Here is a 13,496-nt window from a genome sequence, read left to right on the forward strand (position 1 = left end):
CCGGTGCTAGCTCGCCTGGCAACAAGTTCCCGGCCGCAGGTATCGATCGCGAAGACAAAAGTAAGCGGCTGGTGATGGCCGCTTTGTTCGAATGAGCGGTTTTTGCTCAATTTTGTTAGATGGATAGCGAGAGAATCCCAACTACTGAAGCTACGACTGTGGTAGCCACAGAGGCCACTTCCGGGCCTCGGATCGAGATCGTCACTGAACGACGGCCAGCTTACAGCGCGGCATGTGGTGCGCGGGTTGTGGCGGAGTCATCGGACCCAGAGGGCTGGGCTCCAGGCTTAGCCCGCCGCTATGGCATCCATGTCCGTTTGATCTATCGATAGCGGTGGATGGCGAAAGCAAAAATAAAGATCGCCGCCACCACGTGATGCAGACATCAGAAGCTGGACGTCATGTATGCCAATGCGGCGGGCGAGTTGCCGGTTACCTTCATCCCGTTTGGGATCGTCGGGCATCTAGAGTGTACGGGTCGGTCGCCCACTGAGGAAGGCGGCTACTGGATCCGAGACAAGGCTTACCAGGGCCGTCGCGTGCGGTATACGGTGACCCCGGGCGGTCGTTCCGCCGCGCGGCAGGGGGGATGAGCGACCGTCGATGACAGGGCGTTCCGTCGCGTGTTGGCGGTGCTGCGGAGCCTGTGATCCGGTTGCCGCAGGAGCGCGGGCCTAACTGGCATGTCGTCCCGCCAGCATGCGCTATGGCTTCGATGGTCTCACGGCGCAGGTGGCCCGATCCTTGGCGTCGATCCCGTCTCTGGACAAGTTTTCATTTTCTGCGGCAAGCGCGCCGACTATTTGAAGTTCCTATATTACGATGGTTCGTAACTGATGCGAGGTGGCCACCTGGATTGTGCCTGGATCTAAGCCCAAGTTACGAAATCTGAGGGGGAGTTCAACGGATCGACGCAACGCATGCTTGGAAACGCTCGGCGGGTGTTTCATAGCCGAGCGTTTTGCGTGGGCGCTCATTGAGCTGGCGCGCGACAGCGCTCAACTTTGACTGACTGTATACCGACAAATCCGTGCCCCTGGGAAAGTATTGGCGCAGGAGACGGTTAGTGTTTTCGTTTGTGCCACGCTGCCAGGGACTTTGCGGATCGCAGAAATGGACCTGGACATCGGTAGCCACGGTGAAGCGTTTATGACCGGCCATCTCCGTCCCACGGTCCCATGTGAGGGATTGATACAGCTCACGCGGCAAGTTTTGGCATTGCTTTATGAGGGCAGTCATGACGCTGGCAGTATCCCTGTTGCTGACCTTCGCCAGCATGACGAAGCGCGACTGGCGCTCGACGAGCGTGGCGATGAAGCTGTTGACAGAGCCTTCTATCAGATCGCCTTCCCAGTGGCCTGGCACCGCGCGGTCCTCGCCCGCCGCCGACCTCTCACGGATCGAGATGGGGTCTTTGATCTGTCCAAGCCCATCGCCTTTCAGGCTGGCATGGCGAGAGCGGCGGATAGGGCGTTTGGCTCTCAGATATACCAGCAATTGCTTCTTCAGAACGCCACGAGCCTGAATAAACAGGCTTTTGTAGATCGTGTCGTAGGACAAGCGCAGGTGCGCTTCATCTGGATGCTCTCGCATGCGTCAGCCCGCAATCTGCTGTGGGGACCACTTGCGATAAATCGACGAAGAATTGCGCTCAACCCCTCGACCGATCGAGCTCATCGACTCACCACCTTGCCAGCGGACCCAGGTCTCCGATTTCTGTTATTCCGCGAAGAAAATCCGGCAGCGATACGTCACGGATCACACTCCTTCTTGTCTAAAGAATAAAGTGTTGCGTCGATCTGTTTAACTCACCGTCAGTAAGCGATCGAACGATGAGGATCAACTTCTCCTTGCCCTGGTGACGGTAAGGACCAAGACGCTTAGGTATGCGAGACATCTGCTCGGCCAGACCACACCAAGCGCGTCGGCCACGACCATTACCGTGCGACGCCCCGGGGCGGCGGAGGCAACCGCCAGAAGGCCCTTTTGTCCGACCGATAGCAGGCGCCTCCTCGGTTACATCCCTTTCCATGGTTCTAAGCTCGAGGAGACGCTCGAACTTCCGCACGCGCTGTTCAAGATCACGGGGCTTAGTGGCATCAACTAAGGCAAGCTTCTCGTTTGCCCTATAGCGACGGCGGCTTTTGCAGCCGACAATAAATATTCATGTAAAAATCCAGCAATAACAAAATAATTGATCGACGAAGCATAAATTTGATGATGATCTGATAAAAATAGTTACGACTTCGGTGATATGGCGTATTTGTCGCAAATGTTCAAACCGGAGTGTGGCAGTCGGAATTGTTACGCAAATATGAAAGAGATCTAAATGCGGCTTGCGTCCGGTTTGTAGCTCCAAGTTTCCTCATCACGTTCCGAACGTGAATTTTGGCTGTGGACGCACTAAGATTTAAAGTGTGGGCGATAAGTTTGTTCGGTTTTCCTTGTCTTATCAGAGACAATACTTCGAGCTCCCTCGGTGTAAGCAGCCGTCTTTCGACGGGTTCCTCCAAAGGGGCGGCTTTCACCGCACTACCAGATGCAAAAAAATCTCTGGGCATAAAGGTTCCTCCGGACGTGCCAAACGCAAGAGAGGATATCAGAATCTTTATTGATGTATCGCGGGAGTATAGAAATCCCGAGATGCTATGCTTAAGGATTTCGGCAACAACATCAGGTGACAAATCTGTTGCGTCAGAAAGGATTATAAGCGGAGTCGAGGCTGGGAGCGAAAGGGTCAGTGCGGTCAATTCAGCAAGATTGATCGTATGTGTTGCTTGGGAATGATAGACGACGAGATCAAAATTGCTCTGCTTTTCAGTAGGAAAATGCTGGGCTGAATCAAAAGTGGTTATGGAAAAGCGCGGATCAACATGCAGTATCAGTTCCGTTAGGCAGGTTCGTGTCAAGGAAACCGCCGCTATCCAGCAAATGGATAGGCTTGCGGCATGATGTATGGGCTCTGCCGTCGGTATCTGAGGTGCATCGAATTCATCGCCGGCGATGCTGCTATCTAATTGGTTTATGTCCATCTTTGTTGTCCAGTGTAAAGGTTTTGATCGACGCGTTATCGGACATCTCAAAATCAATACGACTGTGGACACAAATTTGGCTCTTGTCATCAAAAAACAAATGTCATTGCGACTACGATCAATGGGCAGTTCATCGCGATATCGGTCTAAAAACCATCAATCGGGCTAGGCCGACCAGCAGTTATCCTGAAACGAAGGATAAAGGGCTAATTATGTGTTCAAATTTGCCAGAAACGAACTGGGATCGTTTCTTTTATGTCAAATTATTTAGTCTATTTGGGTTGAAATGGGGATGGCCCATTCGTTTGCTGAATGCGCCCTCGATGAGGGGCGTAAGCACAACCCGTAACAAATTACGCCTTTTTGCCATCGCATCTACGGCATGCAGGGGCTAATTGATATATTAGAAAATTTCAATATTGTAGCGCGAGTTAGGTTTGATGGTATGTCCACTATCGGCGCCACATGTCATTGTCAGGCTGATCACCCCCCTGACAACGCATTGGGGCCGCAGGCGTCAGGCGCTTCCTTGCTGGCATGGATTGGAGAAAAGCCGATCCAACAATGGCCTGTGCGTTTAGGCGCCCCAATTGGCGCGTGATCAAGTATGGAATGTTTTCCTACGGCACCAACTCATCCATTGGGTTGGCATGCTGGCAGCCACGCCCTAAACCTAAACAGACATGGGTCATCGCAATCTGTCAGCGGTTCTCGTTGCCAGGCTGAGTGTCACGAAAAGCACAATTCCACCGAGCAGCCAAATGGAGACTATGGCTTTTTCATAGAAGGCCGCCAGACCGTCGCTTCCAGGATGAAGAAGCAGAACGAGAGGAGTGGCAAGCATCAGCCCAGCCACCGAAATCCAAGGCAGCTTGCCACCTCGCGTCGCTTGGCCGATGACGAAGGCTGCTGGAAGAAGCAGCCAGCAATAATAATGTGTCCAAGACAATGGGCTGCTAATCAGGCAAAGAACGATCACCGCTAGATACTCATAGTTTTGTCGCTCAATCGCCCTTGTCGGATCCTGCTCGCGTCTAGGAATGACATTGCACCAGAAAAAGAACGCCAACAGTGCCAGCGTCCCACTAAGGGCTAAATACCTCGCCTCTGGCAGCGGAACGTAGAGTTGCCAATCCGCGAGCGGCGGTGCGGGCTCTCGAAGGCGGACCAGAAAGCTCTGCAGAGATTGCACATTGAAGGCAGCTAGCGCATGGCTATTGAACGTTCTTATGTCGTCCTCATACCATTGCACGTGCAGTCCCCAGCCGAAGATGCCAACCGAAACCACGAAAGCAGCTAGGATAAGGCCAAAGAAACCCATCGCAGCCAAATAATTTCGCCGCAGAAGAAAATACGCGCCAAATAGCAACAAGGGTAATTTTACTAGGGCGGCAATACCAAGCAGAACGCCCGCAAGCAAAACGAGCTTTCGACGCAGCAGCCACAATCCGCCGGCTAGCATCGCCAGCACAATATGGCTCGTATTTCCAAGCTTGAGGCTATAGATGAGAGGACCATTGACGCTCATGGCGAGCAGTAGCCAAGCGCGGCCAATCGACGTCAATCGAGCAAGATCGACCATCAGTAGATAGGCAATGGCCAAGGCGCAGATACCGGTGAATGTAAACAACAAAGCTGCGATTTTCGCCGATACAACGGCGAATGGCGCAAAGAGCCAAGCCATTGCGGGTAGATTGACAAAGCCCCATATGCCTTTGTGAATAAAGGGAGAGAGCGACGCACCGTGCAGAACGGCGGCGCCTGCTGGATAATAGGCGCTCCGAAAATCCCAGAAGAGGGTCTGGGGGTCGCTGACAGCAAATCCTATCAAGCCGAATGTGACCGCAGCCACAACCAATATTAGGGCCCCTGGCTTCGCCCGGGCCCGGCTGAGCCAACTTTGGGCGGTCCAGTTCTCCGGTCTCCCCCGGCCGGCGCGCCACGGCAAAAGATGACTGAATGACGTCATGGTTCTTGGCATCTTCCAATAAGCGACAAAGACGATATGCAGCTGGAGCTAGCCAATGCCCTCACCGCTGGAAATCGGACCTGAAAGGGGATCCGAAGACAATGCCTGTCCGGCCGGAAAACGGCTGTCCTTGTCACCCTGCGCTAGTGATAGGGAGACCACAATTGAAATAGTGAGCAGAATTATGGCGCCGAACAGGAGATAGCTTTGGAGTGGGTTTGCCACCGACCCTGCGGTCATATTAAGCCAAGGCATGAAGTTGGCCATAAGGCACCAGGCGACCGCAGTTACTGCCAAAAGATAGCGGCGTCGAGGCGCAAGCGCTTTGGCCATGATCCGATAAAGCATTACGCAGAAAATAGGCAATGTGATGCCGTAGTGATGCTCCCAGGCAATGGGCGACGCCATGGTAAAACACAAAAGAGCCACGCAGAGGTCAGTTATGTCAGCGCCACGACGCAGCCGGAGCGGCATCACGAGTGCTATCAGTATTAGAGCAGTGCTTGTTATCAGCGTCGTGAGATACACGACGCCATCAAAAGGGGCGAAGCTATGCGCTTGCCATATCAAGCTGTCTCCATTGTGGAGTAGGCGGCTGGCAAGGCCGTTAAAAGATTGATTTGGAAAATAAACTTCGCCGTGGGCGGAGATAAAAGACAGAACCTTAAGATAAGCTAACGTATTGTGTATGCCATACAGCGCTGTCGTTGCAATTTCGAGAGGCAGGAATACCGCAAGAAAACCGAGACATATTTTGTATTCTTGCCAAGCAAGCGCCCATAGCAGAAGAAGACCAAGCTGAGGTTTCAGGGTGCAGATGAATCCGATTAACATACCGGCGACAAGTTTATTGCCCCGCCAAAAGAACAAGCAGATCCACACTACCAGACAATCTATCCAAATCTGAATCTGCCCAAGTTGAATCGCGCGCGTGATGGGATAAAAAGTAGCAACCGCAAGAAGCGTGCTCATGAGTGGCCAGAAAAACCGATGTCGAGTCCTCTGGGTCCCCGTCATGGCCAGCTGAAGGCATGCGTGCCTTGACAGCTTCCACAGTCCGACCACGAGAACGGCCATGCAGATCGAGTTGATGGCGTTGAGAAGTCGAGCCGAGACGGGCATCAACCGGCTGAGCAGATCAAGTGGCAGAAGGCTTGATAGTGGGTATTGAAACTTGAGTCCGCGCTCAAAAAATAGGCTTTCATAGATATTCGTCGAGCCTTCATGCAGCAATCCGAGCGCCGCGGTCATGGCGTTCCAAGAGTCACCATGATTAGTCCCGGCCGGCAAGATGAGGTGATAGGCGAAAGAGAGTGGGTTTGCCGGTGCCAACGGACGCGCTTCTGGCCAAATATGCGCAAGTAAAATAGTAATCGAATAAAATACCACAGAAGAAAAGACTAAAAACATCGTGAGATAGAAAAAAAACGGTCGATTGATTGGTTTTTGTGGAGGTTCATGAAAAAAACCTAACAAAGAAATGGTCTTCATCCCGCCCGCATCACGCCCAAGCCACGACAACGATGCCACCGATCACCAACAGCATTCCGAGAATACGCTGCATACCAAGGGTTTCGCCGAATAATGCGTAGCCCAAAAATGTCGTTAGAGCGATGCCGAGGCCGATGAAGGGATAAGCCTGGGATACGTCGATACGCCGCAATACACCGAGCCAGATGATTGTTCCAATGCCATAGAGCGCAAGCCCACCGATAACGCCGGGCGTAAATAATGCCTGGCTTAGCGACGTCAGGAGTCCAGCTTTTCCCGATGCCGATACAGTCGCGCTGCCGACACCGAATTTGAATGAAACCTGTGCAAAGGCCGACAGACAAACACTAAGTAGAATAAGAAAAAGTGTATTAAGGGTCATCAGCGTGCAATCCCTATCATATCCAAAGGCAGGCCCAAAGCCGCACCAGCCACGACCACAAGAACAAGGGCGACGACAATCCAGGAGACCCAGTCGGTCGCTGCATAGACAATCGGATCATCATGCATGTGGCCGCGCGTGGTTGAAAGCCAGAGACGGCATTGCCAAAATAGTGTGAGCGGAACAACGAACCACAGAAGCTGTGGTGTTCCATAATGAAGCATAGCGTCATCGCTCCGAACAAAAAGGGCCAAGACGATACTTGACGTAAAGGATGAAGCACATCCGAAGCTCGTCAGCATAGGTAGATCATCTGACAGATAGCCGCGTCGCGCGGCCTTTCCGGCTCCGCCCGCGCGCAGCACACCATCCATTTCGCCGGCTCTCTTTACGAGCGCGAGTGAGAGAAACAGAAACCCGGAAAACGCGAGAAGCCAAAGGGACACGTCATATCCCGTAGCCACACCGCCGCCCAGCATTCGGATTGTGTAGAGAGTCGCCAATAAAAAGACATCGAGTATCGGAAACTCTTTGAGGCCGAGCGAATAGGCAACCGAAATGGCCGCATAGACTAGAATGATGACCTGTCCACCGACTGAAAGAGCGAGTGAAAATCCGAGCACTCCGCATAGGACGGCCAGCATCAGTCCTATTGGCAAGCCGAGCCGGCCGCTCGCGAAAGGCCGACGACATTTGCGTGGGTGCCGACGATCGGCCGCCAAATCTGAGATGTCATTAAGCAAATAAATGCAGGAGGCCATTGCACAGAAGGCCAGAAACATGGCAAAGGCGTGAAGCCAAGTGGTTCGATTTTCTACGGCATGTGCCATGATCATAGGAACGAAGACGAGTACGTTCTTGCACCATTGATGTGGTCTCAATGCTTTCAAAGCATAGCGAAAGACCGACGCGCGACTGGCAAAACGAAAGTCGACATCGTCGAGTTTCCTGACCTTGGACTGGACCTGACCTTTGGCATTAACAACGATGGCACGCCTTGCCTCGCTCCACACGACGAGATCGTTCCTATCGTTTCCGGCATAGTCAAAGGCGCCCTTCCCAAAGTAATCGACAAGAAGGCGCGCCTTTTTTTTGCCTTTTAGATTGGTCTTGCCATCGGAACTCAAAACCAGATCGAAAATGCCCAGGTGACTAGCGACGGCACGGGCAAGCGTCTCATCGGCAGCTGTGACCAGGATGAGCCTTCTGCCTATAGTCTTCTGCTCTATCAAATATGCGATAAGTTCCTCATTGTAGGGCAAGATCGTCACGTCGATATTGGCGAGCTCTGCTACGCGTTGTTTCAAGATCGCACGGTTCAGAGTGAGCAGGCTTGGTAGAGCATTAACCGCGCGCCTGCTCGTGAATAGTGAGACAAGCCCTTCGACAAGCAAATCCGTCCTGACAAGTGTCCCATCGAGATCGACACAGAGGGGTGTCGCATCGCTAGCCACAGGCGAAGGATCATTCGTGATTTGATCAAACAGAGCCGCCTGTCGTGCAGCACTAGGCAAGTCCAACATTGCTTTGAACCTCCGGTTAGGCGGTCTGGTTGAATTGATCAATTCATAACGAGAACGTGGGGCTAAGATCCAAGGTTCCTTCACAAAAATATAGCCAGTTTAAAAATTCTGGCGCTATAGCCACTCTGGCTTGGCATTATAGCCGCTACAGAGCGCCGCCCGTGATCTGGCTAGTCCTAAGGGCATAAAGCGGAACGATTGATTTAGCCGGTCCTTGGGTAATCGTTCCGAGTGGGCCGAGATATTTTACGTCTTTTGTCAGGCGCAGACGGCAAGCAAGCAGCCGGACGCACCTGATTGAAGATGGCCTCAAAGCGAGCCGCAATCTCGCTGATGACAAAATGTCGTTCTGCATAATCACGCCCAGACCGCCCGAGCCTTTGGCTAAAGGAGCTATCTTCGTAGAGGCGCCGGGCTTGTGTGACGAACCCAAGCCGGTCGAGCGGAGGCACAGAAATTCCGCCTTCGCTTTCGGCCAATATCGAGACGGAAAGGTTGCTGGATGGCGCCGACAGCAATATCGGGCGACCAGCACAGAGATAGTTTAAAAGTTTAGACGGTACGGCAAACTCTCCTGCATCCTCTTCCAGAAGAGCGACGAGCACATCGGCTGTTGCCAGCGTATCGGCTAGTTCGACTGCAGGCTGCAGCGGTAGTAGCCGCAAATTAGCCCTTGGGGCCGATTCCTGCTCCTTAGCCAGGCGTTGGGCGTTAACACCGGCTGCCACGACGACGATTTCGACATCCGGATCGTCAGCGAATGCATCGGACAGTGCGAGGAGTAGAGCAGGGTCATGCTTAAGGGCTAGAGTTCCCGTGTACATGAAGACGAATTTTTCACCCAAGCCGATCTTTCGACGCCAAGCATTGTCACGATCGCCAGGGCGGATGAGGTCCACAGATCCCCAGTTGCGCATGATATGAACGGCATCTCTGGCCGCAAGGCCGGAAGGCAGATGGAGTGCAAAGGCCGGACTAATCAATATGATTGCATCGCTTTTTTTTAATGTATCAATCTCAACTTTGCGATACCATTTAGAGATCATATCGCCCGCGCCCATCCAACGTCGAGCGAGAAGCTTTTGCATGGCCAATCCATAAAAATCCTGTACCCAGAAAACGAATGTGCCGCCATGCCTATGTGTAGCGGCTCGCAATGCGCGTTGAACATCAAGAGGTGAATTGCCAGAAACAACAATGTCTGGTGCAAACTTAGCGATCCGCCTTGCCGCGTGAACGGCGTAAATCTGGTCGGCGGCAAATCTGCGAAGCATTCGATCTTTCGTATAGCCCAAAGGAATATGTATCGCCTCGATAGAAAAACCAGAAGGATCATCGAATCGCAGATTTCTATCTCCTTTTGGTCCGGGATCATCTCCAAAATAGAAATGCCTCACTTCGTGTCCCAGACGCGCAAGCGCTCGTGACAGGTCGAACTGAAATGGGTGACCAGCGTAATCATGAATGGCAACACGCATAATGATATACCTTGTGATTTGCGGGATTGCTCTGCTCTGCCGTTTTCAACACGCGAGTCTAAATCTAATCAGAAATCGTCTAGCTCTATATGGCTACTCGTCAAATCGAAAGGAAGATTGTTACGATCCCTGGGTTTGAGGCTGGACAGGTCACAGCTCATTGTCAATAGAGACAACATTTATCGAAAGTGTAGCATTTGAAACTAGAAAGTTCGAATTAGGTCTGAAGAAATTTAACTTGATCGGGATGTCGTGAGATGTCCTGCAAACCACATTCGTAGATTTTTGTTGTGTTTTCATCGTTTCAAGCTGACCAAGAAAGTGTTCCTAGGCGAATGCTCGGCCAAGCACTCAGCGCGAGACCAATCTGGAGAATGAGCGAATGACTAAGTCTGTCCTCGTATGTGGCGCAGGTGGGTTCATCGGCGGCCACTTGGTCCGGCGCTTGATGGAAGAAGGTTGCTGGGTTCGTGGTGTCGATAATAAGCGCCACGAATATTCATCGGCTCATCCGACCGAGTTCATGCTGGGTGATCTCTGTGACCAGCAGTTCGTGGCAAAGGTCGTCGACCGTGACTACGACGAGGTGTACCAGCTCGCAGCCGATATGGGTGGCGCCGGCTATATCTTCTCAGGCGAGAATGATGCCGCGATCATGCAGAACTCGGCCACCATCAATCTCAATATGCTGAATGCCTGTCATCGCAGAAGCATCGGGCGTATTTTCTATTCATCCTCTGCCTGCATCTATCCGGCACATAACCAAACTGACCCGGACAATCCCAATTGCGCCGAGGACTCGGCCTATCCTGCCGCTCCCGACAGCGAATACGGATGGGAAAAGCTTTTCAGTGAGCGCCTCCACATGGCTTACCGCCACAACTATGGAATGGATGTTCACGTTGCACGATATCACAACATCTTTGGGCCAGAAGGCACTTGGGCGGGTGGACGCGAGAAGGCGCCTGCAGCGATCTGCCGGAAGATAGCTATGGCATCGGATGGTGACGCGATCGAGGTTTGGGGTGATGGCTGTCAGACACGATCCTTCCTCTATGTCGATGAATGTGTTGAAGGAACATTGCGGCTGATGCGTTCCGATATCCGAGGACCGCTCAATATTGGTTCGGAGGAAATGGTCACGATCAACCAGATGGTCGATCTTGTCGCAGACATTGCAGGCAAAAAAATCATCAAACGTCATATTGCTGGACCGCTTGGCGTGCGCGGCCGCAATTCCGACAACCGGCTCATACAGGAACAGCTGAACTGGGCACCAAGCGAGTCCCTTCGCGCTGGCCTGGAAAAGACCTATGCCTGGATTGCCCTGCAGGTTGAACAGTCGATGGCGCAGGTTGCAAAAGTGGCGTGAATCACGGCGTTATCTAATGAGATTGACGAGAAGTTTTTGACAGTTCTTCCTGCGGACAGCGTCCAGCAGGTCGGTTGACGCCGAGCAACTAAGGACAGACGGATGGACCTGCGTACCATTCTTGAGATTGTTTTGCCGCGTAAACTGTCCATTTTATTTGGCGGTCTGTTATTTGCCATTTTCGCTTTTTTTCTCTCAGGAATGGCTCCGGTTCGCTACACCAGCACTGGTTACTTGATGTTTGATGCGCCCAAGGATCAGACAGCTGCGACTATGACGCGGATTACGGATATCGACGTTCTGCTTTCGCCGACCTTGTTGACGGAAGTGGCGTCACTACCGGCAATCTACCAGCGCCCTGATCTTGTGCCATCCCTGAGGCTGCCTTCGTTTCGGGACATGGAACTCCCCAAAACCCTATTCGGTTACGCCATTCCGACCTGGCACAAAGCTGCGCATCCGACGAAGCAGCAGAAGGGGGCTTTGACGGACCATATTAATGGAATTGCAGCTTATTTGCACAGCAGCTTAAAAGTGACGGGAGACCCTGACAGCCGGGTTATTGCGATCGCCTTCTCCGCTGGCAATGCGAGTTTGGCGGCAACGGTCGTCAATGAGCTCATGGCTCGCTACATTGCCACAGATTATGAAGCGAGGCTTGCAACCGTTGTTGCCCCGAATGCTTGGCTCACCGCTCAGGTGACAGCCGCGGCAAAGGATGCAGCCGCAGCAGATGGAGCGATTGCTGCCTTTCAGCGCACGCATAATGTATCGTCGTCGTCGCAGGGATCCTATGCCGATATCAACCTTAGTAGGCAATGGGACCTTCTGTCGGCTGCCAAGCAGCAGCTTTCGGACGCTGAACTCTCGCAAAGCCTCGTCAAATCTGGATTTGATGATGCTTCAGCATCGTCTCCCCAAATCCAGATATTGCGTGAGCGACAGATCCAAATGTCACAGCAATTGGCCGCCGCGCAGGCATCATTGGGCCCGGCCAATCTTGGCCAACAGGAAATTCAAAATCAGCTAAACGCGATTCGCCGCCAGATGGCAGCGGCCAGTGGTAAGGCAGCTGGCTCTGTGGGCGAGCGGGTGGCGGTAGCCCAAGCGCGTGTCGACGCGCTACAGGGTCAGGTCGATCAAGCCGCTGCCGCGGCGGCGGTCGCATCAGAAAACGAATTTGATCTGCATCAGCTTATGGCATCAGCGCAAAGCAAGCACAGCGTCTACGACAACCTGCTTGGGCGTTTACATGACTCCGAGCTCAGTGCGACGCAACTCACCCACGCACAAATCGTGTCGCAGGCGACCATTCCATCCCTTCCAGAATCCGCGCGCACGGTGCTCTACGTCATCCTCGGTTTTGTCGTCGGCTGTCTGCTCACCGTCAGTGTCCTTGTTCAACGGCATTTCTTCAACGCTCGGATTGGCTCGGTGAGTATCCTTTCCAGTTTCCTGCGTGTGCCCAATCTTGGCAGCCTTCCTATCATCGGTTCGCGGCGCGGCACGCTAGGCAGATTGGCGCTCGACCATCCTCACGGGGCGATCGCGGAGACCCTGCGCGGCATTCGGCTGCGGCTTCAGGAATACGCTCAAGGAACCGCTGGCGTAGTGGTGCTTGTCACCTCCGCAGAACGGGGTGAGGGGAAGACGAGTGTAGCTGCGGCTCTTGCTTTGCGCGCAGCAGGAGACGGTCTAAGCGTATTGTTGATCGAAGGTGACTTACACCGGCCGTCTCTCTCGGAAGATTTCAAGATGGCCAATGGTGGTCGCGGGCTTGAAGCAGCTGTCTCCGGCAAGCTGCAACGTGAGAAAGTTCTTGAGATCCACAGAGAGACCGGCCTGCATTGCCTTTTCGCGCGAGCGTCAGTGCCGAATGCCGTCGCCTTCCTTGACAGCCATGGCTTTCGCAGACTCGTAGAGGAGGGACGATCAATCTATGACCTTGTCGTGATCGACGGGCCGCCGCTTCTCCGCGTGCCGGATCCGTTGGTGTTGTCCCGACTGGTGGATCGCATTATCTGGGTTATGCGGGCAGAACGCACCCCGCAGCGGGTCATTGCGGAAGCGCTGAAGCGTCTGCCGGCTGATCGTCGCGCCCTCGTTGCGACTGTCATCACTGGTGCGCCAAAACGAATGCTGACAGGTTTGGGCTTTTATGCAGGCTATAGCGGCCGGGGCCATTTTCCTGTCATCATGCATGAGCCTGCGGCGACTTGGCCTGAGGTTGACGAACGGTGACCGCGGCG

9 protein-coding genes and 1 pseudogene are annotated in these 13,496 nt (G+C 53.3%); 3 read left to right on the plus strand and 7 right to left on the minus strand.

Features of this window, described 5'->3' with window-relative positions; genetic code table 11:
- Positions 1–683: 683 nt before the first annotated feature.
- Positions 684–833, plus strand: a complete 150-nt coding sequence (tnpB, locus tag ASILVAE211_RS26580; RefSeq protein ID WP_227323805.1) for an IS66 family insertion sequence element accessory protein TnpB — start codon at positions 684–686, stop codon at positions 831–833.
- 67 nt (positions 834–900) lie between these two features.
- On the opposite strand, the pseudogene ASILVAE211_RS23510 reads toward tnpB, so the two are convergent.
- From ASILVAE211_RS23510 to ASILVAE211_RS23540, 7 genes and pseudogenes are all read right to left on the minus strand, one after another.
- A pseudogene (locus ASILVAE211_RS23510) lies at positions 901–1,644 on the minus strand (IS30 family transposase); the annotation flags it as partial.
- 632 nt (positions 1,645–2,276) lie between these two features.
- Positions 2,277–3,032, minus strand: coding sequence for a response regulator transcription factor (locus tag ASILVAE211_RS23515; protein WP_227323806.1), 756 nt, complete (start codon positions 3,030–3,032; stop codon positions 2,277–2,279).
- A gap of 688 nt (positions 3,033–3,720) precedes the next feature.
- Positions 3,721–4,884 carry a glycosyltransferase family 87 protein gene (locus tag ASILVAE211_RS23520; RefSeq protein ID WP_227323821.1) on the minus strand — a complete coding sequence of 388 codons (1,164 nt, stop codon included), beginning with the start codon at positions 4,882–4,884 and terminating at the stop codon, positions 3,721–3,723.
- A gap of 165 nt (positions 4,885–5,049) precedes the next feature.
- Positions 5,050–6,492, minus strand: coding sequence for a glycosyltransferase family 87 protein (locus ASILVAE211_RS23525; RefSeq protein ID WP_227323807.1), 1,443 nt, complete (start codon positions 6,490–6,492; stop codon positions 5,050–5,052).
- Between the two features lie 10 nt (positions 6,493–6,502).
- On the minus strand, positions 6,503–6,874 hold the full coding sequence (locus ASILVAE211_RS23530) for an SMR family transporter (protein WP_227323808.1): 372 nt from the start codon (positions 6,872–6,874) through the stop codon (positions 6,503–6,505).
- Positions 6,874–8,397 carry a UbiA family prenyltransferase gene (locus ASILVAE211_RS23535; protein ID WP_227323809.1) on the minus strand — a complete coding sequence of 508 codons (1,524 nt, stop codon included), beginning with the start codon at positions 8,395–8,397 and terminating at the stop codon, positions 6,874–6,876. Before ASILVAE211_RS23535 ends, ASILVAE211_RS23530 begins: the two co-directional genes overlap by 1 nt.
- A 203-nt stretch (positions 8,398–8,600) precedes the next feature.
- Positions 8,601–9,875, minus strand: a complete 1,275-nt coding sequence (locus tag ASILVAE211_RS23540; RefSeq protein ID WP_227323810.1) for a glycosyltransferase family 4 protein — start codon at positions 9,873–9,875, stop codon at positions 8,601–8,603.
- Between the two features lie 382 nt (positions 9,876–10,257).
- Here ASILVAE211_RS23540 and ASILVAE211_RS23545 point away from each other — a divergent pair, with 382 nt between their 5' ends.
- A complete protein-coding gene (locus tag ASILVAE211_RS23545; protein ID WP_227323811.1) occupies positions 10,258–11,247 on the plus strand; it encodes an NAD-dependent epimerase/dehydratase family protein in 990 nt (329 codons plus the stop codon).
- A gap of 102 nt (positions 11,248–11,349) precedes the next feature.
- Positions 11,350–13,488, plus strand: coding sequence for a GumC family protein (locus ASILVAE211_RS23550; protein WP_227323812.1), 2,139 nt, complete (start codon positions 11,350–11,352; stop codon positions 13,486–13,488).
- Positions 13,489–13,496 lie beyond the last annotated feature (8 nt).

This window comes from Acidisoma silvae (assembly GCF_020618775.1).
GTDB lineage: Bacteria > Pseudomonadota > Alphaproteobacteria > Acetobacterales > Acetobacteraceae > Acidisoma > Acidisoma silvae.